Raw genomic sequence first — 24,683 nt, 5'->3', positions numbered from 1 at the left:
TGCGCATCGGGGCACTCGAGGGGTGACATGCGCAACCATCGCTGGCGTCCAGCGGCCGTCTGGCTGTTGTTGACGCTGCTCGCCATCGGCTGTGCACGCACGCCGCCGGAGCAACGCCTGCGCGAGACGGTCGCCAGTGTCGAGGCCGCCATCGAGCAGCGTGACGCTTCCGCCCTGCAGGAAATGCTGGCCACCGACTTCGTCGGCCCGGAATCGCTCGACCGCGATGGCGCCCGGCGTCTGGCGCAGCTGTTGTTCCTGCGCCACCGTGAGATCGGCGTGACCTTGGGGCCGGTCGACGTGCAGTTGCAGCCCGGGCATGCGACCGCCCGCCTCACGGTGGCGGTGGCGGTGGGAACAGGGCAGGGCCTGCCGGACGCGGCCCGGCTTTACGACGTCGAGACCGGTTGGCGCGAAGACGACGGCGAGTGGCGACTTACCAGTGCACGCTGGACGTCAAAACTGTAGGAGCGGTATATCTCCAGCCCGTCACTCCGCATGGCGGGAATCCATCCAGCCTGCATTCCCGCGTAGGCGGGAACCCAGGGACTTTCGCTCTTCTGATGGCAGACCAAACAACGTCCGTGGATCCCCGCCTTCGCGGGGATGACGAGCTTCCATGGCGATTGCGTCGGCCCGCCACTCTCGCGGCGGGCCGGGTTTCCGTCTTCCGGAGTGTTACCCGGTTTTCTTCGCGGCCAGCTGACGCAGCACGTAGTGCAGGATGCCGCCATGACGGAAGTACTCGACTTCCTTCGGCGTCAACAGCAGCACCTTGACCTCGAAGCGCTTCTCGCTGCCGTCGGCCTTGCGGGCGGTCACGGTGGCACGCTTGGCGGTGCCGTCGGCCAGGCCCACCACGTCGATCGTTTCCGAACCATCGAGGCCGTGGCTTTGCGCGTTCTCGCCGTCGAGGAACTGCAGTGGTAGCACGCCCATGCCGACCAGGTTGGAGCGGTGGATGCGCTCGAAGCTTTCTGCGATCACCGCCTTCACGCCCAGCAGGTTGGTGCCCTTGGCGGCCCAGTCGCGCGAGGAGCCGGTGCCGTATTCCTTGCCGGCCAGCACCACCAGCGGCACCCCGTCGGCCTTGTATTTCATCGCGGCATCGTAGATCGACATCTTCTCCGCAGGGTTGCTGCCGAAATACAGCGTGTTGCCGCCTTCCTCGCCACCAAACATCAGGTTCTTGATGCGGATGTTGGCGAAGGTGCCGCGCACCATCACGTCGTCGTTGCCGCGGCGGCTGCCGTAGCTGTTGAAGTCGGCCGGCTGCACGCCGCGCGAGATCAGGAAGCGGCCCGCCGGCGAATCCTTCTTGATGTTGCCGGCCGGCGAGATGTGGTCGGTGGTGATCGAGTCGCCGAACAGCCCCATGACGCGCGCGCCATGCAGGTCATCGATCGAGCCCACGGCCATGGTCATGCCGTCGAAGTAGGGCGGGTTCTTGATGTAGGTCGAGCTGTCTTCCCACAGGAAGGCTTCGCCGTCCGGCGAGGCGATCTGGTTCCAGCGCGTGTCGCCCTTGAACACGTCGGCATAGTTCTGCGCGAACAGCTCAGGGCCGACGGTGGCGGCAATGACGTCGCCGATTTCCTTGTTGGTAGGCCAGATGTCGCGCAGGAACACGTCCTTGCCGCTGGCGTCCTGGCCCAGCGGCTGCGTGCTCAGGTCGATGTCGACCGTGCCGGCGATCGCGTAGGCCACCACCAGCGGCGGCGAGGCGAGGTAGTTCATCTTCACCTCGGGATGCACACGCCCTTCGAAGTTGCGGTTGCCCGACAGCACCGAGGCCACGACCAGGTCACCAGCGGCGATGCCAGCGCTGACCTCGGTCGGCAGCGGGCCGGAGTTGCCGATGCAGGTGGTGCAGCCGTAGCCGACCACGAAGAAGCCGAGCTTCTCCAGGTCATCGAGGACGCCAGCCTTGCGCAGGTAATCGGTGACCACCAGCGAGCCCGGTCCGAGCGAGGTCTTCACCCACGGCTTGGCCTTCAGGCCGAGCTTGGCGGCGTTGCGCGCGAGCAGACCGGCGCCAAGCATCACCGCCGGGTTGGAGGTGTTGGTGCAGGAGGTGATCGCGGCGATCACCACGGCGCCATCCTTCAGGCGCACGTTCTGCGCGTTGATGGTGATGTCGGCGACCCCCTTGTGCAGCGCCTCGTTGCCGACCGCCGCGCCACCGCCTTCGGAGACGAAATTGGCCACTTCCGGCGAGCGCTTGTCGCGGGTGGCGGTCATCGGGCCGAGGTTGTCGCGGTAGTTCTGCTTCAGGTCCACCAGCAGCACGCGGTCCTGTGGGCGCTTGGGGCCGGCCAGCGACGGCTTGACGTCGGCGAGGTCGAGTTCGAGCGTGGCGGAGTAGGTGGCCTCCGGTGCGCCGGGTTCGTGCCACAGGCCTTGCGCCTTGGCATAGGCCTCTACCAATGCGATCTGCTCGGCGCTGCGGCCGGACAGGTGCAGGTAGTTCAGCGCCTCGGCGTCGATCGGGAAGATGCCGCAGGTCGCGCCGTATTCCGGCGCCATGTTGGCGATGGTGGCGCGGTCGGCCAGCGGCAGGTGCTGCAGGCCGTCGCCGTAGAACTCGACGAACTTGCCGACCACGCCGAGCTTGCGCAGCATCTGGGTGACGGTCAGCACCAGGTCGGTCGCGGTCGCGCCCTCGGGCAGCTGGCCGGTGAGCTTGAAGCCGACCACCTGCGGGATCAGCATCGACGAGGGTTGACCCAGCATCGCGGCCTCGGCCTCGATGCCGCCCACGCCCCAGCCCAGCACGCCGATGCCGTTGATCATCGTGGTGTGGCTGTCGGTGCCGAACACGGTGTCGGGGAAGGCCAGGTGCTCACCACCCACCTCGCGCTCGACCACCACCCGCGCCAGGTGCTCCAGGTTGACCTGGTGGACGATGCCGGTGTTGGGCGGCACCACCTTGAAGTTGTGGAATGCCTTCTGGCCCCAGCGCAGGAAGCTGTAACGCTCCTTGTTGCGCTCGAACTCGATCTTGCCGTTGAGGTCCAGCGCCTGGGCCGTGCCGAACACGTCGACCTGCACCGAGTGATCGATGACCAGCTCGGACGGAATCAGCGGATTGATCTGCGAGGCCGAGCCGCCCAGCTTGCCGACCGCGTCGCGCATCGCCGCCAGGTCGACCACGCAGGGCACGCCAGTGAAGTCCTGTAGCACCACGCGCGCCGGCATGAAGGCGATCTCGATATCCGGTTCGGCCCCGGCATCCCACTTCGCCACCGCCTCGATGTGGTCCTTGCCGACCGTGATGCCGCCGTCCTCGTGGCGCAGCAGGTTCTCCAGCAGGATCTTCATCGAATAGGGCAGCTTGCCGATGTCGAAGCGCTCGCCCAGGGCCGGGAGGCTGTAATAGCTGAGGGTGCGGCCGTTGACGGTCAGCTGGCGGCGGGTGGAGAAGGAGTCGAGCATGTCGGTGGGGCTCCTGTACGTACGACTGGCTGTGGCCGTTCGCTGTGCGGGCGACGGCACGTTGGCTGGCTCATGTCGCGACCGGTGGCGACACACAGGCCTTGGATTATCACCATATTGGATTCAGGTAGCGTGCAGACAATGGTCCAAGCCGCGCCACTGCGTTCCATCAGGCCGCGCAAAGCCTTGCAGGACATGGCTGTCCGACTTTTCGCGCATTGCCGTGAAAGGCCATTGCAGGCAAAATACGCGGTCGAGGGGCCAGCCTTTCCAAGGGCCGCTCCGATCCCACGCCGACCCTCTGCACGCCCGCTTCCGGGCAGGTTTCGCAGCGTCGGTCAGTGTCACTTCGCACCATACGACGGGACTCTTCATGCTCTCCAGCAGCACGCTCTCCGACTACCGCCAACACGTTGCCGAGCGCGCCGCGCTGGGCATCCCGCCGTTGCCGTTGACCGCCCAGCAGACCGCCGAGGTCATCGAGCTGTTGAAGCTCGCTTCTAAGGGGCAAGCGCCGGCCGGCGAAGAGAGCTTCCTGCTCGATCTGATCACGAACCGCGTTCCGGCCGGCGTCGACGACGCCGCCAAGGTCAAGGCCTCGTATTTGGCCGCGGTCGCCTTCGGCACCGAGCACAACGCGCTGATCAGCCGCGAGCGCGCCACCGAACTGCTGGGCACCATGCTCGGCGGCTACAACATCCATCCGCTGATCGAGCTGCTCGACGACGCACAGGTCGGCACCGTCGCCGCCAATGCGCTCAAGCACACGCTGCTGATGTTCGATGCCTTCCACGACGTGCAGGAGAAGGCGGAGCAGGGCAACTCGAATGCCAAAGCCGTGCTGCAGAGCTGGGCTGACGCCGAGTGGTTCACCAGCAAGCCGGAAGTGCCGGAATCGCTGACCATCACCGTGTTCAAGGTGCCGGGCGAAACCAACACCGACGACCTGTCGCCGGCGCCCGACGCGACCACGCGCCCGGACATCCCGCTGCACGCGCTGGCGATGCTGAAGAACAAGCGCGAAGGCGCGCCGTTCGAGCCGGAAGAAGACGGCAAGCGCGGCCCAATCGCCTTCGTCGAATCGCTCAAGGACAACGGCCACCTGGTCGCCTACGTCGGCGACGTCGTCGGCACCGGTTCCTCGCGCAAGTCCGCCACCAACTCGGTGCTGTGGTTCACCGGGCAGGACATCCCCTTCATCCCGAACAAGCGCTTCGGCGGCGTGTGCCTGGGCAGCAAGATCGCCCCGATCTTCTACAACACCATGGAAGATGCCGGCGCGCTGCCGATCGAACTCGACGTCTCGCAGATGAACATGGGCGACGTCGTCGAGCTGCGCCCGTACGAAGGCAAGGCACTGAAGAACGGTGAGGTGATCGCCGAGTTCGCGCTGAAGTCCGACGTGCTGCTGGACGAAGTCCGTGCCGGCGGCCGCATCCCGCTGATCGTCGGTCGCGGCCTGACCGCCAAGGCGCGTGAGGCGCTGGGCTTGCCGACCTCGACGCTGTTCCGCCTGCCGCAGAACCCGGCCGACACCGGCAAGGGTTACTCGCTGGCGCAAAAAATGGTGGGGCGCGCCTGTGGCTTGCCCGAAGGTGAAGGCGTGCGCCCGGGCACCTACTGCGAGCCGAAGATGACCTCGGTGGGTTCGCAGGACACCACCGGCCCGATGACCCGCGACGAGCTGAAGGATCTGGCCTGCCTGGGCTTCTCGGCCGACCTGGTGATGCAGTCGTTCTGCCACACCGCGGCATACCCGAAGCCGGTCGACGTCAAAACCCACCACACGCTGCCGGAATTCATCTCCAACCGCGGCGGCATCTCGCTGCGTCCGGGCGACGGCGTCATCCACTCCTGGCTCAACCGCATGCTGCTGCCCGACACCGTCGGCACCGGCGGCGACTCGCACACGCGTTTCCCGGTCGGCATCTCGTTCCCGGCCGGCTCGGGTCTGGTCGCGTTCGCCGCCGCCACCGGCGTGATGCCGCTGGACATGCCCGAGTCGGTGCTGGTCCGCTTCAAGGGCGAGATGCAGCCGGGCGTGACGCTGCGTGACCTGGTAAACGCGATCCCGCTGGCCGCGATCAAGTCGGGCCTGATGACCGTCGCCAAGCAGGGCAAGAAGAACATCTTCTCCGGCCGCATCCTCGAGATCGAAGGACTGCCGCAGCTCAAGGTCGAGCAGGCGTTCGAGCTGTCCGACGCCTCGGCCGAGCGTTCGGCCGCCGGTTGCACCGTGCACCTCGACAAGGCGCCGATCATCGAATACATCAACAGCAACATCACGCTGCTGAAGTGGATGATCGCCGAGGGCTACGCCGACCCGCGCTCGCTCGCCCGCCGCATCAAGGCGATGGAAGCCTGGCTGGCCAACCCGCAGCTGCTGGAAGGCGATGCCGATGCCGAGTACGCTGCGGTCATCGAGATCGACCTCAACGAAATAGTGGAACCGATCGTCGCCTGCCCGAACGATCCGGACGACGTGAAGACACTGTTCGAAGTCGCTGGCGCGCACATCGATGAAGTGTTCATTGGCTCGTGCATGACCAACATCGGCCACTTCCGCGCCGCCGCCAAGCTGCTGGAAGGCAAGCGCGACATCCCGACCCGCCTGTGGGTCGCACCGCCGACCAAGATGGACGCCTCCGAGCTGACCAAGGAAGGCCACTACGGCACCTTTGGCACCGCCGGTGCGCGCATGGAAATGCCGGGCTGCTCGCTGTGCATGGGCAACCAGGCACAGGCGCGCGAGGGCGCGACGGTGTTCTCCACCTCGACCCGTAACTTCCCGAACCGCCTGGGCCGCAACACCAACGTGTACCTGGGTTCGGCCGAGCTGGCCGCGATCTGCTCGCGACTGGGCCGCATCCCGACGCGCGAGGAGTACATGGCCGACATCGGCGTGATCAACGCCAAGGGCGCGGAGATCTACCGCTACATGAACTTCGACCAGATCGAGGAGTACAAGCAGGTCGCCGACACCGTCGCCGCATGAGCCCGATATCGGTCGAACGAAAAACCCCGGCATCGCCGGGGTTTTTTGTGTCCGCTGTCATCGTCTTGAAAGGTGGCCGCTGTCGTGCGTGCGGTGCGTGACCTTAGTCAAGGACTTGCATTGCGTGCTGCCGTCTCATTACACGCAGGGCAGGGGGGACAACATGAAGATGCAGAAATCCACCCGGGCGGACCGGGTCGAGCAGGTGCTCCGCTGGATGTTGGCGTTTGCGTTGATTGCAGCCGTGGCCTGGGCCTGGGCCCAGGGCGGAGCAGGCATCGGGCTGACCGACCCCTTCGCCGGCTGACCTCAGCGCAGGTGGGTGTTGATCGCGGCGAGCATGTCGCGGCGACGCAACAACAGGTCCCACAAACTGCCGCCGAGCTGCCGCCACAGCACCGCCGAGCGCACTGCCGCCAGCAGCACCGCGCGCACCTCGGCCACCACCGGGGCCTGGCCCAGGTAGTGCGGGTTGCCCTGAACCAGGACGCGCGGACGCAGGTGGCTGAGCGTCTCCGCATACAGGCCGCCCAATGCGGCCAGCACCTCGGGGTGGCTGCTGCCGAGCCGTTCCGCCGTCGCCGCATGGGCGCGGATGCCGGCCTGCACACGCGTGGCCATGGCCGCATCGCGGACGAAACGCCGCTCCAGTTGCACCACTGCCAGCGCCAGTCGCGGCAGTTGCTCGTCCTTGGACTGGCTGGAGAAGTAGTCGCGCAGCAGGGTCAGGCCCGGGCGCAGGGGCTCGGTGCCGCCGTAGACCGCGGCCGGCGAGACCGCATCGATGCGGAACACCGAATCCAATGCGGTGCCGAGGATCGCGGCGTTGGCCTGGCCGGTGTCGGCGACCCGGCGCACCTGCGCCAGCGCCTGCACCAGCCCGGCCAGTGCCAGGACGCGCTCGGAGATCGAATTGCTTTGACTCATGCAGCTTGGGCCTTCAGTCGTAGTTCGAGTGGCGCGTCGGTGGCGGCGATCACCGCGCCGCCAAGGCAGACCTCGCCGTCGTAGAGCACCAGGGATTGCCCCGGCGTCACTGCACGTTGGGGGCGGGGGAAGCGTACTTCCAGAGTGCCGTCGTCACATACCGTCACCTCACAGGCTTCGTCGGCCTGGCGGTAGCGGGTCTGGGCGGTGCAGGTGAAGCGTTCCGCGGGGGCGGCGCCGGCGATCCAGTGCGCCGGTTCCGACCACAACGCCTGCGACATCAGCCATGGGCTGGCCGCGCCTTGGTCGACGTACAGGACGTTGCCGGCGACATCCTTGCCGACCACGTACCACGGCGCCGGCTCGAAGCCGCGCACGCCGCCGATGTTGAGGCCTTCGCGCTGGCCGAGGGTGAAATAGAACACGCCTGGATGCAGGCCGATCACCTGGCCGTCGGGGGTGCGCATCTCGCCTTCGCGTGCCGGCAGGTAACGGCCGAGGAACTCGCGGAAGTCGCGCTCGCCGATGAAGCAGATGCCGGTCGAATCCTTCTTGGTCGCGGTCGGCAGGCCGGCATCGAGCGCCATCTGCCGCACGTCGCGCTTGAGCAGCTCGCCCAGCGGGAACTTCGTTGCCGCCAGTTGCGCTTGGCCCAGCTGGTGCAGGAAGTAGCTCTGGTCCTTGCTGCGGTCCACCGCGCGCAGCAGCCGGTGATGGCCACCGACCTGTTCGACCCGGGCGTAGTGGCCGGTGGCGATGAACTGTGCCCCCAGTTCGCGGGCGGCATCGAGGAAATGCTTGAACTTGATCTCGCGGTTGCACAGCACGTCCGGGTTGGGCGTACGCCCGGCCGCGTACTCGGCCAGGAAGTGCTCGAACACGCCGGCCCAGTATTCACCGGAGAAATCGCGGAAGTGGATCGGGATGCCGAGCCGGCCGCTGACCGCGACCGCGTCGCGGCGGTCGTCCTCGACGCGGCAGTCTCCACCACTGCCGGCCGCTTTCGGCGTCCTGCCTGCAGCGGCACTCGCGCTGTCCTGCGCGTCGTCGTCGGCCCAGTTCTGCATGAACAAGCCGGCGATCGGCTCGCCGGCGTCGCGCAGGCGCAGCGCCGCGACCGAGGAGTCAACGCCGCCGGACATGCCGACGATGGTGCGGGCCTGCATGGAACCTGTCGTGCTCATGCCAACTGCTGCATCAGCTCCAGCGGGTGGCGGCGGCCGGCCAGGAAATCGGCGGCGGTGCGCCAGACCAGCGGACTGCGGTGGCGGGCCTGGGCGGCTTCGAGTTCGCCCGGGGTCATCCACAGCGCCCGGACGATGCCTTCGTCGAGCGGACGGGCGGGGTCGTGCGCGAGTGGCTCGGCGGCAAAGGCGAAGCGCAGGTAATGGCGGCCGCCGCTGCCGTCGCCGTTGATCGGCGCCGTCCACTGGTAGGCGCCGACGAAGGCGGTCAGGCGCACGTCCCAGCCGGTTTCCTCGCGGGTCTCGCGCAGGGCGGCCTCGATCAGGCTCTCGTCGGGTTCAAGGTGACCGGCGGGCTGGTTCAGCACCAGCTTGCCACCGACCGACTCCTCGACCATCAGCAGGCGGCCGGCGTCGACCACCACCGTCGCCACGGTCACGTCCGGCTGCCAGAAACGGCCTTCGCGGTAGGTCATCAGAATTCGTCCTTGCCCGGGGTCAGCTCGGCTTCCATCTGGTCGGCGGCGCGCACGACGTAGTCGATCGCGTCGTCGAGCGCCCTGCTCGATGCGTCGGCGGCGATCTTGACCACGAACACGGCCAGGTTGCCCTGCTTGACCCAGCCGCCCATCTTGCTGGACTGGCTGTCCTCGAGCAGCCGGTTGGCGACCTCAACCGGGAGCTGCTCACCGGGCGACCGGTAGGCCGGGGCCCAGACCTCGCGGATGCGGAACGTGCCGTAGTCCTCGACACCGGAGATCACGAACGCGAGCTGGCTGCGCTCGTTGTCCAGGTCGAAGGTCAGCTTGTAGTCGCCGTCGGCATCGACCTCGTACTGGTAGTCGAGGGCATCGAGCTGATTGCGGACGGCCACGTCGGCAGTCGTGGAACGCTTCGTTTCATCGGCGAGGGGCTTGGCCGCCTCGGTCGCGGCCAGGGCCGGCGTCGACAGGAGCAGTGCGAGCGGAAGCGAAGCCAGGTGCATATCGGTCCTTGCGGGCCATGAGAGGTATTTCCCGAGGTTATTTTGCCGGCGCGCCACGCGGGCGTCCACGACCGTCGCCGCGCCCCCCCTATAATTCGCGCATGGCAAAACAGACCGAACACGAACACAGCCACGGCGTACTGGTGGAAACCGGGAAGCCGGAAATCGCACGGCCACCGCTGTATTCGGTGCTGCTGCTGAACGACGACTACACCCCGATGGACTTCGTGGTCGAGGTACTGATGCGTTTTTTCCCGATGAACGTCGAGAAGGCGACCCAGATCATGCTGCACGTGCATACCCGCGGCCGGGGCGTATGCGGGGTTTTCACCCGCGAGGTCGCAGAGTCCAAGGTGGCGCAGGTGAACGAATTCTCAAGGCTGCACCAGCACCCCTTGCTGTGCACGATGGAAAAGGCCTAAAAGTTCTGCTTACGACGTCCCCATGGATGAAGGGCGCAACCCGAGGGGCCGATGCGGGTCCAAGCCAGCAAGGGGCCGGCATGGAAATCATTGCACCAGCCCCCATCTAGGACAGCAGTAGCTTCCGGAGGCTTTCGCCCCATGTTCAGCAAGGATCTCGAATACAGCATCGGCCAGTGCTACAAGCGCGCCCGCGAGGCGCGCCACGAGTACATGACGGTCGAACACCTGCTGTTGGCACTGCTCGACAACCCCTCGGCCGAAAGCGTGCTCAAGGCCTGCGGCGCCGACTTCGCGCGCCTGCGCGGCGACCTCGAGCAGGCCATCGCCACCTCGGTGTCGGTGTTGCCCGAAGACGTCGATCGCGACACCCAGCCGACGCTGGGCTTCCAGCGCGTGTTGCAGCGCGCCGTCTACCACGTCCAGTCCTCGGGCAAGAAGGAGGTCACCGGCGCCAACGTGCTGGTGGCGATCTTCGGCGAGAAGGACTCGCACGCGGTCTATTTCCTCAACCAGCAGGACGTGGCGCGCCTGGACGTGGTCAATTACCTCTCCCACGGCATCGCCAAGCACGGCTCCGAAGAACCCGGCAGCCCGCCCGAGGACGGCGAGGCCCGCGCCAGCGAAGGCGGCGAGGGCGAGGGCAAGGCCGACGCCTTGGCCGAATTCGCGGTCAACCTCAACCAGCTCGCCCGCGACGGCAAGATCGACCCGTTGGTCGGTCGCGCCGACGAGGTCGAGCGCACCATCCAGGTGCTGTGCCGCCGCCGCAAGAACAACCCGCTGTATGTCGGCGAGGCCGGCGTCGGCAAGACCGCGATCGCCGAGGGCCTGGCCAAGCGCATCGTCGACGGCGACGTGCCCGAAGTGCTGGCCGACGCGGTGATCTATGCCCTCGACCTGGGCGCGCTGGTCGCCGGCACCAAGTACCGCGGCGATTTCGAGAAGCGCCTGAAAGCCGTGCTGACCCAGTTGAAGAAGCTGCCGGAAGCGGTGCTGTTCATCGACGAGATCCACACCATCATCGGCGCCGGCAGCGCCAGTGGCGGCACCATGGACGCCAGCAACCTGATCAAACCGGCGCTGGCCTCGGGCGAGCTGCGTTGCATCGGTTCGACCACGTTCCAGGAGTACCGCGGCATCTTCGAGAAGGACCGGGCCCTGGCGCGGCGCTTCCAGAAAATCGACATCGTCGAGCCGACCGTGGGCGAGACCTATGAAATCCTGGTCGGCCTCAAGCCGAAGTACGAAGCGCATCACGGCGTGACCTACGCCGACGAGGCGCTGCACGCGGCGGTCGACCTGTCGGTCAAGCACATCGGCGACCGCCTGCTGCCGGACAAGGCCATCGACGTGATCGACGAGGCCGGCGCACGGCAGCGATTGTTGGCCGAAGGCATCCGCAAGAGCCTGATCGACGTCGAGGAGATCGAGACCATCGTCGCCAAGATGGCGCGGATCCCGACCAAGCAGGTCAGCGCCTCCGACAAGGACGTGCTGAAGAACCTCGAGCGCAACCTGAAGATGGTGATCTTCGGCCAGGACCCGGCCATCGACACGCTGACCTCGGCGATCAAGCTGGCGCGCTCGGGTCTGGGCAACCCGGACAAGCCGATCGGCAACTTCCTGTTCGCCGGCCCGACCGGCGTCGGCAAGACCGAGGTCACCAAGCAGCTGGCGCTGCAACTGGGCATCGAACTGGTGCGCTTCGACATGTCCGAGTACATGGAGCCGCATTCGGTGAGCCGCCTGATCGGCGCGCCCCCGGGCTACGTCGGCTTCGACCAGGGCGGCCTGCTGACCGAGAAGATCGTCAAGACCCCGCACTGCGTGCTGCTGCTGGACGAGGTCGAGAAGGCCCACCCGGACATCTTCAACATCCTGCTGCAGGTCATGGACCGCGGCGTGCTGACCGACACCAACGGCCGCGAGGCCAACTTCAAGAACGTGATCCTGGTGATGACCACCAACGCCGGCGCGGCGCAGGCGGCGCGGCGCACGATCGGCTTCACCCAGCAGGACCATTCGACCGATGCAATGGAAGTGATCCGGCGCAGCTTCACCCCGGAATTCCGCAATCGCCTCGACGCGGTGGTGCAGTTCCAGGCGCTGGGCTTCGACCACATCCTGCGCGTGGTCGACAAGTTCCTGATCGAGCTGGAAGCCCAGCTGCACGAGAAGAACGTCACGCTGACCGCGACCCCGACCGCGCGCGACTGGCTGGCCCAGCACGGTTTCGACCCGCTGATGGGCGCGCGGCCGATGGCGCGGGTGATCCAGGACAAGGTCAAGCGCCCGCTGGCCGACGAGCTGTTGTTCGGCAAGCTGGTCGGCGGCGGTCGGGTCACCATCGACGTACGCGACGACGAGCTGGTGGTCGAGGCGCAGGCCGAGCCGGAGAAGCTGCTGCCGGTCACGGTGTGAACGGTCCGCAGGAAAACAAAAAAGGCGGCCACTGGCCGCCTTTTTTCAATGGGTTACCGCAATTACTTCATGCGGTAGGTGATACGACCCTTGGTCAGGTCGTAAGGGGTCATTTCGACCTTCACCTTGTCGCCGGTCAGGATGCGGATGTAGTTCTTGCGCATGCGGCCGGAGATGTGGGCAATGATCTCGTGCCCGTTTTCGAGGCGCACACGAAACATGGTGTTCGGAAGGGTTTCCGCCACCGTGCCCTCGAATTCGATCACGTCGTCTTTTGCCATGTGGTTCCTGGGTTGTGAAGGGGTCGCCTTGGAATAAAGCGAGGAACGAAGCCGGGCATTCTGCCACGCCATCGGCGAGGGCGCAAAAAATATGTTAATCGGCTGCCGGGGCCTGATCGCCCGTGATGCCCAAGCGCCGGGCCGGCCAGTCGCCCACGCGCGCGGTCCAGGGGCCGCGGAGTTCGGGCTGGTCGCGCAGGTCGGCCACAGTTTCCAGAAAGCGACGCCGTGGCCAGCGTTGTGCGCCCAGGCTCAGCAGGTGGTCGTTCTCGACCTGGGCATCGATCAGCGGCCAGCCCCAGTGGTCGAGGTGGTGGGCGAGGGCAGCCAGGGCGACCTTGGAGCCGCCGGGCTGCGCACTGAACATGCTCTCGCCGAAGAACATCCGGCCGACGGCGATGCCGTAGATGCCGCCGACCAGGCGCTCGCCGTCGAATACCTCGAACGAATGAGCGTAGCCAAGCGCGTGCATGCGCTGGTAGGCGACGCGCATGTCGTCGATGATCCAGGTGCCGTGCTGACCCGGACGCGGAGTCCTCGCACAGGCCTCGATCACCTCGGCGAAGGCGGTGTCGGCGCGGACCGTCCAATCGCAGCGACGCAGACTGCGGCGGAATTTCGACGACAGCCGCACGTGATCGGTGGCGAACACCGTGCGCGGGTCCGGGCACCACCACAGGATCGGCTGGCCCGCGGAGTACCAGGGGAAGATGCCGTGCCGGTAGGCATTGAGCAGGCGCGCCGGCGACAGGTCGCCGCCGACCGCCAGCAGCCCGTCGGGTTGGCGCAACGCCCGCTCCGCCGGCGGGAACGGCGCCTCAGGATCGGCCGGCAGCAGGGCGGGCAGTGAACTCATCGATGCGATCATGGCCGATGGTTGTGCCTGCGGGCGACTTGAACGGCGTGTGCGCCGCCAGCGTCGCCGCGTAACGCTGCACCGAGGCGGCCTCCTGCGCGCACCAGTCGCGCAGGGGCTCGCGGAAGCCCTCGTGCGCAATCCAGTGCCGGCTGTGCACCAGGCTCGGCAGGAAACCGCGTGCGAGCTTGTGCTCTCCCTGGGCGCCGGGCTCGAAACGGGTCAGTCCATGGCGCAGGCAATATTCGATGCCCTGGTAGTAGCAGGTCTCGAAATGCAGGCCCGGCCAGGTCTCCGCGGCGCCCCAGTAGCGACCGTACAGCGTGTCGCCGCCGCGCAGGCACAACGCGCCGGCAATCGCCCGGCCCTCGCGCTGGGCGAGAAAGATCACCAGCGATGCCGGCAGGGTGGCGGCCAGGTGCTGCAGGAACTCCAGCGTCAACGCCGGATGGTTGCCGTAGTCGGCAAAGGTCTGCCGATAGAAGCCGTGCATCGCGGCCAGGTCGGCCTCGCTGGCCTGATGTCCCTCGACCACACGGAATGTGATGCCGGCCCGCGTCACCTTGGCCCGCTCCTGGCGGATGTTCTTGCGGTGCTTGTGGTCGAAGGCGGCCAGGAACGCATCGAAGTCGCGCCACGGTTCGTCGGCGGCATCGACCGGGTTGCGCCAGTGGTATTGCACGTCGACGCGCGGCAGCCAGTCGTCGCCAAAGGCCGGTTCCTCATCGTCGCGGTGGAAATTGACGTGTGCCGACGACAGGCCATTGCGCTCCGCCAGCGCGGCCAACAGCCCGGTCAGCGTGCGTCGATGGGCGGCATCACATGCCAGCAGCCGTGGCCCGGTCACGGGCGAGTAGGGCACGGCGCACAGCCATTTCGGAAAGTAGTCCAGGCCCTGCTGGGCATGGGCGTGCGCCCAGACGTGATCGAACACGAACTCGCCGTGCGAGTTGTCCTTCAGATAGGCCGGTGCGGCGGCGACCAGCGCCTCACCTTCCCAGACCGTGAGGTGATGGGGCGTCCAGCCCCATTGCGCGCGCAGGCAGCCGTGCTGTTCGAGCCCGGCAAGGAAGGCGTGGGCAATGAACGGGTTGCGGCCGTCGTGCAGCGCGTCCCATTGCGCGGCGGAAATCTGCGCGAGCGAGTCGAGGATGCGTGCGGTAGGCGTGGCGGTCATGGAACGTGAACACGGAATAACATGGATGTCGCGTCCTGAGCCTGAACTGTCGTCCCGAACGCAGCGAGGGACCTGCTTTCCGTCGGCGATCGCACGGAAAAAAACAGATCCCTTGCTGCGTTCGAGGTGACAACTTCAAGCAGATCCCTGGCTACGCCCGGGATGACATGCCCGTGGATTCGCTCCGCGTCAATTCGCGTCGGGAACCGCTCAGCCTTCTTTGTCCAGGAACTTCTCGGCGTCGAGCGCGGCCATGCAGCCGAAGCCGGCCGAAGTGATGGCCTGGCGATAGACCTGATCGGCGACGTCGCCGGCGGCGAACACGCCCGGCACCGAGGTCTGGGTGGCGTTGCCGTCGAGGCCGGTCTGGATGGTGAGGTAGCCATTCTTCATCGCCAGTTGGCCTTCGAACAGGCTGGTGTTCGGGGTGTGGCCGATCGCCACGAACAGGCCGTGGATCGACAACTCGCGGCTGGAGCCGTCCTGCACCGACTTCACGCGCAGGCCGGTGACACCGGCGTCGTTGCCGAGCACTTCGTCGACTTCGTGATGCCAGATCGGCTCGATCTTGCCGGCCTGGATCTTGGCGTGCAGCTTGTCCTGCATGATCTTCTCGGCGCGCAGCGTGTCGCGGCGATGCACCAGGTAGACTTTGCGGGCGATGTTGGACAGGTACAGCGCTTCCTCGACCGCGGTGTTGCCGCCGCCGATCACGGCCACGTCCTGGTCCTTGTAGAAGAAGCCGTCGCAGGTCGCGCAGGCGGACACGCCGCGTCCCTTGAACAGTTCTTCCGACGGCAGGCCCAGGTACTTGGCGGTGGCGCCGGTGGCGATGATCAAGGCGTCGGCGGTGTACTCGCCGCTGTCGCCGATGAGCTTGAACGGACGGTTTGCCAAGTCGGCCGTGTGGATGTGGTCGAACACGACTTCGGTGTCGAAGCGCTCGGCGTGTGCCTGCATGCGCGTCATCAGGTCCGGGCCCATCAGGCCGTGGGCATCGCCGGGCCAGTTGTCGACCTCGGTCGTGGTCATCAGCTGACCGCCCATCTGCAGGCCGGTGATCACCAGCGGCTTCAGGTTCGCGCGTGCCGCGTAGACGGCGGCGGTCCAGCCGGCCGGGCCGGAGCCGAGGATGATGACTTTGGAGTGCTTCGATGGGGTCATGGGTATAATCGCGGGCTGTAGGAATGCGCTCTTGCGCGAAGTGTTCCGCCATACGCAGGCGTGCTGAATCCGTACGCGGGCGTGTCGATGGAACGTTGAGCCATAGCTTGGAGGCGCGATCCCGCCAAAACAAGGCGCGTCCCGCGACGCAATGTTGCACTGCGCCGTGAGGCATCCATCGCGACGGACGACAATAGGCAGGACGCGCCGCGGATGCGGCGTTTTTTTCGTCAGGACTTCCCCCATACGAGCCGCGCAAGCCCGCGCGGTTTTTCAACGAGCAAAGGTAGAGACATGCGGATCGGCGTTCCCAAGGAAACCAAGACTCTCGAAGGGCGCGTCGCGCTCGTTCCGGCCGCGGCCGGCGACCTGGTCAAGCGCGGCCATGAGGTCTGGATCGAGAAGGATGCCGGCATCAAGTCGGGCTTCAAGGACGAGCAGTACGCCCAGCTCGGCGTGAAGATCGCGCCGGATGCGGCGGCGTTGTACGAGAAGGGCGAGTTGATCGTGAAGGTCAAGGAGCCGATCGCCGGCGACCTGGCGCTGCTGCGCAAGGACCACCTGCTGTTCTGCTACCTGCACCTGGCGGCCGAGCCGGAACTGACCAAGCAACTGCTCGACATCGGCCTGACCGGTGTTGCCTTCGAGACCGTCGAGCTGCCCAACGGCGACCTGCCGCTGCTGGCGCCGATGTCGGTCATCGCCGGCAAGATCGCGGTGCAGGTCGGCACCCATCTGCTGCACCAGCCGGAAGGCGGCAAGGGCAAGCTGCTCGGCGGCCTGCCGTCGACCGAGCGCGGCAAGGTGGTGGTGTTCGGCGCGGGCAAGGCCGGCAGTGCCTCGGCACAGCTGGCCGCGGCCGGCGGCTCGAATGTCGTGGTGTTCGAAATGCGCCAGGACCGCATGGAAGAAATGATGCGCCTGGGCAACAACGTGACCGCGCTGTACCCGTATGCCGACGTGGTCGCCCGTGAAGTCGCCTCGGCCGACCTGGTGGTCGGCGCGGTGCTGGTGACCGGCGCGCGTGCGCCGCACGTGCTGACCCGCGAGATGCTCAAGGGCATGCAGGACGGCAGCGTGGTGGTTGATATCTCGATCGACCAGGGCGGCTGCTTCGAGACTTCGCGCCCGACCACCTGGAAGGAACCGACCTACGTTGAAGAGGGCGTGACCCACTTCTGCGTGACCAACATGCCCGGCGCCGTGCCGCAGACCAGCTCGCAGGCGATCTGCGCGGCGATCCTGCCGTGGGTCAACAAGCTGGCCTCGGGCGACACGCCGGGCAACAGCTGGCGCGACAACCAGGCGCTGGTGCGCGGCATCAACGTCGAGGGCGGCAAACTGGTGCATCCCGCGCTGCAGGACATGAAGCTGTAACAGCGAAGGCGCGAACCGGGTCAAGAAACGGGGAGGGTCGGGGAACCGGCGCTCCCCGTTTCGTTGCTGAAGTGCCGTAACCTGATGGCCATGGGTTTTCTTCGTCCTTCCCACGAAGGCAGGAGTCCTCGGGCGGTAACCCGTTGAAAGCAAAGTCCCTGGATCCCGGCCTTCGCGGAATGACGGTGTCCAGAGGCCCGCTTCGGCCTCTTTTGTCGTATATTCAACAACTAACGCAGCCTAGCTGAGGCAGAACATCACGGTGGCGCAAGTGTCCACAGCCAGCCGCAGGAAGGCGAAAGCCGAGAAGCTCCCGCCGTCGCCGCGGCGACAGCGCCTCATGCGCGACATCGCGCTGATCCTGATCGCGCCCCTGTTGCTTTATCTGCTGGCCAGCCTGATCACGTTCTCACCGACCGATCCGGGCTGGTCGCACTCGGGCAGTGTCACCGCGCCGCTGCACAACGTCGGCGGGCGCGTCGGCGCCTGGACGGCCGACGTGCTCTTGTACCTGTGCGGCTACGTGGCGTTCCTGCTGCCGATCATGCTCGGTGCGGTCGCCTGGATCGCCTTGTTCGGCATGGACGTGGACGGCGATGGCGCCGCCGATCTGGGGCCGGCCTTGCGCCTGGTCGGCATCGTCGGCTTCCTGGTCTCGGCCACGGGCCTGCTGGAGCTGCGCATCGGCCCGGCCGCCGATTTCTCGGCACGCAGCGGCGGCATTCTCGGCCAGCTGGTCGGCAAATCGCTCTACAGCGGCTTCGGTCCGGTTGGCGGCAACCTGTTCCTGCTCGCCTTGCTGCTGGTGTCGGTGACGCTGGCCACGGGCCTGTCCTGGTTCTCGGTCATGGACCGGATCGGGCAATGGGTGCTCTCGCTCGGGCCGACGCTGAGCCAGCTGTTCCGCCGCGGCAGCCAGCAGGCCACCGAATGGCAGCAGACCCGCGCGTTCCGTGAGGAGCGCGAGGAAGCGCGCAAGTTCGACAGCGAGCTGCGCGCCAAGCGTGCGCCAGTCAAGATCGAACCGCCGCCGGCACCGGTGGTGGAGAAGAGCGACCGCGCCAAGCGCGAAACGCAGATCCCGCTGTTCCACACCAGCGACGGCAGCGGCATCCCGCCGCTGGCGCTGCTCGACGACCCCAAGCCGCAGCCCAAGGGCTACAGCGAGGAGACGCTGGAGACGCTGTCGCGGCAGATCGAGTTCAAGCTCAAGGATTTCCGCATCGACGCCGAAGTCGTCGGCGCCTATCCGGGACCGGTCATCACCCGCTTCGAGGTGCAGCCGGCGCCGGGCGTCAAGGTCAGCCAGATCAGCTCGCTCGACAAGGACATCGCCCGCGGCCTGTCGGTCAAGTCGGTGCGCGTGGTCGACGTGATCCCGGGCAAGTCGGTGATCGGCCTGGAAACCCCGAACACCAGCCGCGAGATGATCTTCCTGTCCGAGCTGCTGCGTTCGAAGGAGTACGACAAGTCCACCAGCCCGCTGACGCTGGCCTTGGGCAAGGACATCGCCGGCCGACCGACCGTGGCCGATCTTGCGCGCATGCCGCACCTGCTGGTCGCCGGCACCACCGGTTCGGGCAAGTCGGTCGCGGTCAACGCGATGGTGCTGTCGCTGCTGTACAAGGCCTCCGCCAAGGACCTGCGGATGCTGATGATCGATCCGAAGATGCTGGAGCTCTCGGTCTATCAGGGCATCCCGCACCTGCTGGCGCCGGTCGTCACCGACATGAAGGAGGCCGCTAACGGCCTGCGTTGGTGCGTGGCCGAGATGGAGCGGCGCTACAAGGTGATGTCGGCGGTGGGCGTGCGCAACCTCGCCGGCTTCAACAAGAAAGTGAAGGACGCCATCGAGGCTGGCCAGCCGATGATGGACCCGCTGTTCAAGCCCAACGGCGAGCTGGGTGAGGCGCCGCGGCCGCTGGAAACGCTGCCCTTCATCGTCATCTTCATCGACGAATTCGCCGACATGATGATGATCGTCGGCAAGAAGGTCGAGGAACTCATTGCGCGCCTGGCGCAGAAGGCACGCGCCGCCGGCATCCACCTGATCCTCGCCACCCAGCGGCCGTCGGTGGACGTGATCACCGGTTTGATCAAGGCCAATATCCCGACCCGCATCGCGTTCCAGGTGTCGAGCAAGATCGACTCGCGCACGATTCTTGATCAATCCGGTGCGGAAACGCTGCTCGGCCACGGTGACATGCTGTACCTACCACCGGGCACCGCGATGCCCGAGCGCGTGCACGGCGCCTTCGTCTCCGACGAGGAAGTGCATCGCGTGGTCGAACACCTCAAGCAGGTCGGTGGCGGCCCGGACTACGTCGAGGGCGTACTGGACGAAGTGCAGACCATGGGCGACGGCACCGTGGTCGGCGCGACCGGCCTGCCGGAAAGCGGCGGCGGGGGAGGCGACGAGTCCGACCCGCTGTACGACGAGGCCGTGCGCATCGTCACCGAGACCCGCCGTGCCTCGATCTCCGGCGTGCAGCGTCGCCTCAAGATCGGCTACAACCGCGCCGCGCGCCTGATCGAAGCAATGGAGGCGGCCGGCATCGTCACGCCGCCGGAGCACAACGGCGACCGCAGCGTGCTGGCACCGCCGCCGCCCAAGTAAGTAACGGCCCGATCGATCCGTCAGTCGCGCGGGCGAGCGGGGCGCTTCGTACGTATTCAGCAAAGACGCGGCACACTCGCCGCCAACGGTTTTCCGGAGTTCTTCAATGCGTGTCATTCGATCGATCGGCTTGCTGGCTGTGCTGTTTGCGACGACGGCTTATGCCGGTGCACGCGACGAACTCAACGCCTTCACCCGGGGTCTGAAAGGGCTCGACGGCCAGTTCACGCAGAAGGTGTTCGACCCCAGCGGCAAGTTGAAGGAAAGCTCGAACGGCAACGTCGCCCTGTCGGCGCCACGCCTGTTCCGCTGGGAGTACCTCAAGCCGTACCCGCAACTGATCGTCGCCGATGGCAAGAAGGTCTGGGTGTACGACCCCGACCTGCAGCAGGTCACGGTGCGGCCGCAGGGCGTCGAGGAGCAGAACAGCCCGCTCGCGGCGTTGATCGATCCGGGCAAGCTTGACGCGCAATTCGTGGTCAAGGACGCCGGTGCCGCCGACGGTCTGCAATGGTTGGCCATGGCGCCGAAGAACGACGCCGAGGCGAACTTCCAGTCCGCCCGGCTCGGTTTCGACGCGAGCGGGCTGGCACGGATGCAGGTCGTCGACGCACTGGGCCAGCGCACCGAGATCATCTTCAGCGGCTGGAAGCGCAACCCGGCTTTCCCGGCGGGCACCTTCAAATACGCTGCGCCCAAGGGCGTGGATGTCATTGGCGAGGGCTGAACCGCACACGCGGTAGTACGCTGACCCGCTTCGATGATCGGCGTTCTGAGGTCGCAGCGACTGCGACGGGCTGCACGTTAGAATCGGCCCGTGAGCAAATCCCGCAACGCCGTGCCCGAGAACGACCTGCTCAGCGTGGACCGCGACCCGTTGCGGCCATTGGCCGAGCGCATTCGGCCACGCACGCTGGACGAGATGGTCGGGCAACGCCGCCTGCTCGCGCCGGGGTCGGCGCTGCGTCGCGCGGTCGAATCCGGCCGGGTTCATTCGATGATCCTGTGGGGCCCGCCCGGGTGCGGCAAGACCACGTTGGCCCTGCTGCTGGCGCATTACTCCCAGGCGGAATTCCGCGCCATCTCGGCGGTGCTCTCCGGTTTGCCGGAGGTGCGGCAGGTGCTGGCCGAGGCGGCGCACCGTTTCGCCGAGGGCCGGCGCACCGTGCTGTTCGTCGACGAGGTGCATCGCTTCAACAAGACGCAGCAGGACGCGTTCCTGCCGCACATCGAGCGCGGCACCATCGTGTTTGTCGGCGCCACCACCGAGAACCCGTCCTTTGAACTGAACTCGGCGCTGCTGTCGCGCTGCCGCGTGCACGTGATGGAGGCGGTCTCGGCCGAGGATATCCGCCTGGCCTTGTTGCATGCGCTCGGGGACGAGGAGCGCGGCCTCGGTGGTCGCGGCTTGCAGGTCGGCGACGAAGCACTGGAGCAGATCTCCCGCGCCGCCGACGGTGATGTGCGCCGTGGCCTGACCCTGCTCGAAATCGCTGCCGAACTGGCCGAAGGCGAGGGCGGACAGATCACGGCTGCGACGCTGGCGCAGGTGCTGGCCGACCGCACCCGCCGTTTCGACAAGGGCGGCGAGCAGTTCTACGACCAGATCTCGGCGCTGCACAAATCCGTGCGCAGCTCCAATCCGGATGCCGCGCTCTACTGGCTGACGAGGATGCTCGACGGCGGTTGTGATCCGGCCTACCTGGCGCGGCGATTGACGCGCATGGCGGTCGAGGACATCGGCCTGGCCGACCCGCGTGCGCTGCAGATGGCGCTGGAGGCCTGGGGCACGTACGACCGGCTCGGCAGCCCGGAAGGCGAACTCGCATTCGCGCAGTTGGTGATCTACCTGGCCAGCACCGCCAAATCGAATGCCGCCTACGTCGCCTATAACACCGCCAGGCAGGACGTGCGCGAGCACGGTACGCAGGAGGTGCCGCTGCACCTGCGCAATGCGCCGACCAAACTGATGAAGCAGCTCGGCTACTCCAAGGGCTATCAGTACGACCACGATGCCGAAGGAGGGATCGCGCTTGACCAGACCGGGTTCCCCGACGCGATGGGCGAGCGCGTGTACTACCAGCCGGTGGAGCGGGGCCTGGAAATCAAGCTGAAGGAGAAGCTTGATCGTCTGCGTGCAGCCCGGGACGCCGCGCGCCGCACCACCGACGGCAAGGACGGCTGAACAGCCGTTGCCTTGACGCAACGCCAGAGTCACTTCATGTGATTCGCCCAACTGCTTGGCGTAAATCAGGATTGCCGTCGCTGCAAGCGCGCTGCAATAGCGGACGTATCTTTTGTGCAACATTGATCTGAACTGCCCGGCCCGACCTGATCGGGTAGGTGGATCAATGGCTTGCCATGCAGCACGAGCATCGACCTGGCAAGCGAACGACACCACCACGTTGCGTACTTGAAACATCGAGGCGGCCGACCGGCGGCGATATCCGCTGGCCGTTCAGCGCCGCGTTTACGTTCAGCAAGAATCCCGTCGCCGATCAAGGCATTAGCGCAGATGAACCAGGGCTGGCACCGGCCATGCGTGTAGCTCTATGCGTCGTTATCCGATGCCTTCCTCCCTAGGTGTCAAACCGACGTAAAGGAGAACCACAATGCGCATTCGTACCAGCTTGATGGCAACGGCAGTGCTCATCGGCCTCGGATTCGGTAGCCAGGCTTGGGCACAACAGACCAACGGTGACGGCAATGCCGGGGACGACGTCCTGGTCGCCCTCGACAACTCCGACAACAGCACCGGCGACAACCGCGACAACCGCGGCCGCGCTCGCGCTGATGACGGTTCCGCCGCAGCGAACAACGGTGGCACCGCCACCAATACCTACACCGACTCCAGCAGCTTCAGCAAGACCTCGAGCTATATCGTCGCCAAGACCGAGCTCAATGGCACCGTCAGCGACATCCGCATCCATGACATTGGCAATGTCGCCAAGAACTGGGGCGATGCCAACGGTGGCGACGGCGGCAAGGGTTACGGCGGCGACGGCGGCAAGGCCTATGGCGGCAAGGGCTATGGCGGCGACGGCGGCGACGGCGGCGATGCCCGCGCACGCGGTGCCAATGGCGGCGACGCCAGCGGTGACGGCGGCTGGGCGGTTGCAGCCAGCGCATCCGCAGCAGGCGGCGGCGACGGCGGCGACGGCGGCCGCGCCAATGCCCGCGAACGCGGTGCTGGCAATGCCACGGGCGGTACCGGTGGTGCAGGCGGTGCGGGTGCCGGTGGCACCTCGACGGCCGGCGCTGCAACCGGAACCGGTGGCTCCAGTGCATCGACGGCAGGCTCCGGCGGCTCGGTCGCGTCCAACGCCGGTGCCGGTGGTGCCGGATCGGGCGGCACGGGCGGTGCGGCAACCGGCGGCGCCGGCAGCGGTGGTACCGGCGGTGCCGGTGGTGCCGGTGGCTCGGTGACCAATGATGCAGGCACCTTCAACATGTCCAGCACCATGTCCAGTGTCGGACAGTCGGCCGCCGGCATCATGGTCGCCGCGCAGAACAGCGGTTTCGCCTCGCTGATCCAGCAGGGTGTCACCGTGCAGGCCAACCTGACCGTAGGTCCATAAGCGCTCCCCATGGCGCGTCGGGCACCTCCCGGCGCGTCACGCGCGAGCAGGCGCTCCGCCGACCCGCACGCTTCGGCGGAGCGCCTGAGGGTGAGGGGACCCGCACGCGCGGTCGGGAATGCAGGCGAAGGAGCATGACCATGCGACCGTACCGTTCCATCGTGATGCCTGTTTCAACTGCGCTGTGGATGCTGATCACTGGCAGCGCACTGGCCTCGGACTTTGGCCCCGTACCCGGGCTGGCCGAGTGCACGGAACCACCCGTACTCGCATCGGCGCCGTCCGTGCCCGTGCAGGTCATCGGCATGGGCCAAACGATCAATTCCGATCGGCTTGCCGGATTGCGCGGCGGTACGGATATCGACAACGACATCCTGGTCGACGGCAAGGTCGACAACACCAGTGCCGACCGCGTCGTCACCGGCCACAACTCGATCAACGCCGGGTCGTTTGCCAACAGCAACGGCATCGTCACCACGATCCAGAACACCGGGGCGAACGTGCTGATCCAGAACGCGATGATCGTCAACGTGCAGTTCGCACCGCCGGTGCCATGAGCCTGGATGGAGCCCGTCGCCGGGCATGGTTGCTGGCACTGGTTTGGCTGTTGGCAGGCGGTCTGGCATCGGCGGCTTCGCTCGACGTGCGTATACCGCACGGCGCCAGCTATGGCGTGCGCGTGACCAGCCTGAAAGAAGCGCGGTTCCGGACCACGGTTCCCCAGCAATACGATTTCAGTTGCGGCTCGGCGGCAACGGCGACCTTGCTGACCTATCAGTACGGGATCCCGGTCACCGAGGCCGAAGTGTTCATGCAGATGTACACCCACGGCGACCAGGGCAAGATCCGCCAGGAAGGCTTCTCGCTGCTCGACATCCGCGGCTACCTGGAATCCCGTGGGTTCGAGGCCGACGGCTTTGAATTGCCCCTGGACAAGCTGTTCGAGGAGCAACTGCCGGCGATCGTGCTGCTCAACGACCGAGGTTACCGCCATTTCGTCGTCATCAAGGGATTGCACAACGGACGCGTGCTGATCGGCGATCCGGCACGCGGCACGCGCGCGATGCCACGTTCGCGCTTCGAGAAGTTGTGGGACAACCGTGTCCTGTTCGTGGTGCACAACCGCCGCGAGGAAGCGCACTTCAACCTCGCGCGCGACTGGCGCACCGCGCCACCGGCGCCGCTGGATGCGGGAATCGCCCGCGATGGCCTGTACTACACCGTGACGCCCCGGCGTGGCCCGGGCGACATCTGAGTGAGG

21 protein-coding genes are annotated in these 24,683 nt (G+C 66.5%); 12 read left to right on the top strand and 9 right to left on the bottom strand.

The window, feature by feature from the left end:
- The first annotated feature begins 27 nt into the window (after positions 1–27).
- Positions 28–468: a nuclear transport factor 2 family protein gene (locus ACFOLC_RS00740; RefSeq protein WP_386756779.1), complete on the top strand. Its 441-nt coding sequence runs from the start codon at positions 28–30 to the stop codon at positions 466–468.
- Positions 469–678: 210 nt separating this feature from the next.
- On the opposite strand, the gene acnA is transcribed toward ACFOLC_RS00740, so the two are convergent.
- Entirely contained in the window at positions 679–3,435 is a 2,757-nt protein-coding gene (gene acnA / locus ACFOLC_RS00735; RefSeq protein ID WP_386756778.1) for an aconitate hydratase AcnA, read from the bottom strand.
- Between the two features lie 373 nt (positions 3,436–3,808).
- On the opposite strand from acnA, the gene ACFOLC_RS00730 reads away from it, so the two are divergent.
- Both ACFOLC_RS00730 and ACFOLC_RS00725 read left to right on the top strand, forming a co-directional pair.
- The gene (locus ACFOLC_RS00730) at positions 3,809–6,430 is read left to right on the top strand and encodes a bifunctional aconitate hydratase 2/2-methylisocitrate dehydratase (protein WP_386756777.1); all 2,622 of its coding nucleotides are present in this window, start codon (positions 3,809–3,811) and stop codon (positions 6,428–6,430) included.
- Between the two features lie 163 nt (positions 6,431–6,593).
- A complete protein-coding gene (locus ACFOLC_RS00725) occupies positions 6,594–6,737 on the top strand; it encodes a hypothetical protein (RefSeq protein WP_386756775.1) in 144 nt (47 codons plus the stop codon).
- Positions 6,738–6,739: 2 nt separating this feature from the next.
- Here ACFOLC_RS00725 and hflD read toward each other — a convergent pair whose 3' ends face one another.
- From hflD to ACFOLC_RS00705, 4 genes are read right to left on the bottom strand one after another with little or no spacing between them, the layout of a single operon-like run.
- Positions 6,740–7,357, bottom strand: a complete 618-nt coding sequence (hflD, locus tag ACFOLC_RS00720; protein ID WP_386756773.1) for a high frequency lysogenization protein HflD — start codon at positions 7,355–7,357, stop codon at positions 6,740–6,742.
- On the bottom strand, positions 7,354–8,523 hold the full coding sequence (gene mnmA, locus ACFOLC_RS00715; protein ID WP_386757907.1) for a tRNA 2-thiouridine(34) synthase MnmA: 1,170 nt from the start codon (positions 8,521–8,523) through the stop codon (positions 7,354–7,356). The genes hflD and mnmA overlap by 4 nt, the downstream gene beginning before the upstream one ends.
- Before the next feature lie 14 nt (positions 8,524–8,537).
- Positions 8,538–9,017 carry an NUDIX hydrolase gene (locus ACFOLC_RS00710; protein ID WP_386756772.1) on the bottom strand — a complete coding sequence of 160 codons (480 nt, stop codon included), beginning with the start codon at positions 9,015–9,017 and terminating at the stop codon, positions 8,538–8,540.
- On the bottom strand, positions 9,017–9,526 hold the full coding sequence (locus ACFOLC_RS00705; protein ID WP_386756771.1) for a YbjN domain-containing protein: 510 nt from the start codon (positions 9,524–9,526) through the stop codon (positions 9,017–9,019). Before ACFOLC_RS00705 ends, ACFOLC_RS00710 begins: the two co-directional genes overlap by 1 nt.
- A 101-nt stretch (positions 9,527–9,627) precedes the next feature.
- On the opposite strand from ACFOLC_RS00705, the gene clpS reads away from it, so the two are divergent.
- Both clpS and clpA read left to right on the top strand, forming a co-directional pair.
- Entirely contained in the window at positions 9,628–9,948 is a 321-nt protein-coding gene (clpS, locus tag ACFOLC_RS00700; protein WP_386756770.1) for an ATP-dependent Clp protease adapter ClpS, read from the top strand.
- A 141-nt stretch (positions 9,949–10,089) separates the two neighbouring features.
- Positions 10,090–12,372, top strand: a complete 2,283-nt coding sequence (clpA, locus tag ACFOLC_RS00695; RefSeq protein WP_386756768.1) for an ATP-dependent Clp protease ATP-binding subunit ClpA — start codon at positions 10,090–10,092, stop codon at positions 12,370–12,372.
- Positions 12,373–12,434: 62 nt separating this feature from the next.
- Here the strand turns inward: clpA and infA are convergent, their stop codons facing one another.
- The 4 genes from infA to trxB all read right to left on the bottom strand — a co-directional run bounded on the left by infA (position 12,435) and on the right by trxB (position 15,850).
- Positions 12,435–12,653 (bottom strand): translation initiation factor IF-1, encoded by a 219-nt coding sequence (gene infA, locus ACFOLC_RS00690; RefSeq protein ID WP_031372296.1) that lies wholly within the window; start codon positions 12,651–12,653, stop codon positions 12,435–12,437.
- 94 nt (positions 12,654–12,747) lie between these two features.
- On the bottom strand, positions 12,748–13,509 hold the full coding sequence (gene aat, locus ACFOLC_RS00685; RefSeq protein ID WP_386756767.1) for a leucyl/phenylalanyl-tRNA--protein transferase: 762 nt from the start codon (positions 13,507–13,509) through the stop codon (positions 12,748–12,750).
- A complete protein-coding gene (locus tag ACFOLC_RS00680) occupies positions 13,472–14,686 on the bottom strand; it encodes a GNAT family N-acetyltransferase (protein ID WP_386756765.1) in 1,215 nt (404 codons plus the stop codon). Before ACFOLC_RS00680 ends, aat begins: the two co-directional genes overlap by 38 nt.
- Positions 14,687–14,896: 210 nt before the next feature.
- Positions 14,897–15,850 carry a thioredoxin-disulfide reductase gene (gene trxB / locus ACFOLC_RS00675; protein ID WP_386756763.1) on the bottom strand — a complete coding sequence of 318 codons (954 nt, stop codon included), beginning with the start codon at positions 15,848–15,850 and terminating at the stop codon, positions 14,897–14,899.
- A 294-nt stretch (positions 15,851–16,144) separates the two neighbouring features.
- On the opposite strand from trxB, the gene ald reads away from it, so the two are divergent.
- The 7 genes from ald to ACFOLC_RS00640 all read left to right on the top strand — a co-directional run bounded on the left by ald (position 16,145) and on the right by ACFOLC_RS00640 (position 24,677).
- A complete protein-coding gene (gene ald, locus ACFOLC_RS00670) occupies positions 16,145–17,227 on the top strand; it encodes an alanine dehydrogenase (protein WP_386756762.1) in 1,083 nt (360 codons plus the stop codon).
- Between the two features lie 271 nt (positions 17,228–17,498).
- Positions 17,499–19,844 carry a DNA translocase FtsK gene (locus tag ACFOLC_RS00665; RefSeq protein ID WP_386756761.1) on the top strand — a complete coding sequence of 782 codons (2,346 nt, stop codon included), beginning with the start codon at positions 17,499–17,501 and terminating at the stop codon, positions 19,842–19,844.
- A gap of 106 nt (positions 19,845–19,950) precedes the next feature.
- Positions 19,951–20,571 (top strand): outer membrane lipoprotein chaperone LolA, encoded by a 621-nt coding sequence (gene lolA / locus ACFOLC_RS00660; RefSeq protein ID WP_386756760.1) that lies wholly within the window; start codon positions 19,951–19,953, stop codon positions 20,569–20,571.
- A gap of 90 nt (positions 20,572–20,661) precedes the next feature.
- Complete coding sequence (locus tag ACFOLC_RS00655) at positions 20,662–22,029, top strand: replication-associated recombination protein A (RefSeq protein ID WP_386756759.1); 1,368 nt, start codon at positions 20,662–20,664, stop codon at positions 22,027–22,029.
- 427 nt (positions 22,030–22,456) lie between these two features.
- Positions 22,457–23,422 (top strand): hypothetical protein, encoded by a 966-nt coding sequence (locus ACFOLC_RS00650; protein ID WP_386756758.1) that lies wholly within the window; start codon positions 22,457–22,459, stop codon positions 23,420–23,422.
- A gap of 134 nt (positions 23,423–23,556) precedes the next feature.
- Positions 23,557–23,979 (top strand): hypothetical protein, encoded by a 423-nt coding sequence (locus ACFOLC_RS00645; protein WP_386756757.1) that lies wholly within the window; start codon positions 23,557–23,559, stop codon positions 23,977–23,979.
- Positions 23,976–24,677: a C39 family peptidase gene (locus ACFOLC_RS00640; RefSeq protein ID WP_386756756.1), complete on the top strand. Its 702-nt coding sequence runs from the start codon at positions 23,976–23,978 to the stop codon at positions 24,675–24,677. The genes ACFOLC_RS00645 and ACFOLC_RS00640 overlap by 4 nt, the downstream gene beginning before the upstream one ends.
- Positions 24,678–24,683: the final 6 nt, after the last annotated feature.

It is taken from the genome of Lysobacter cavernae (assembly GCF_042648505.1).
GTDB lineage: Bacteria > Pseudomonadota > Gammaproteobacteria > Xanthomonadales > Xanthomonadaceae > Lysobacter_L > Lysobacter_L cavernae.
Note: the sequence above shows the minus strand (reverse complement) of the source record. Positions and strands in the feature narration are given on the sequence as shown.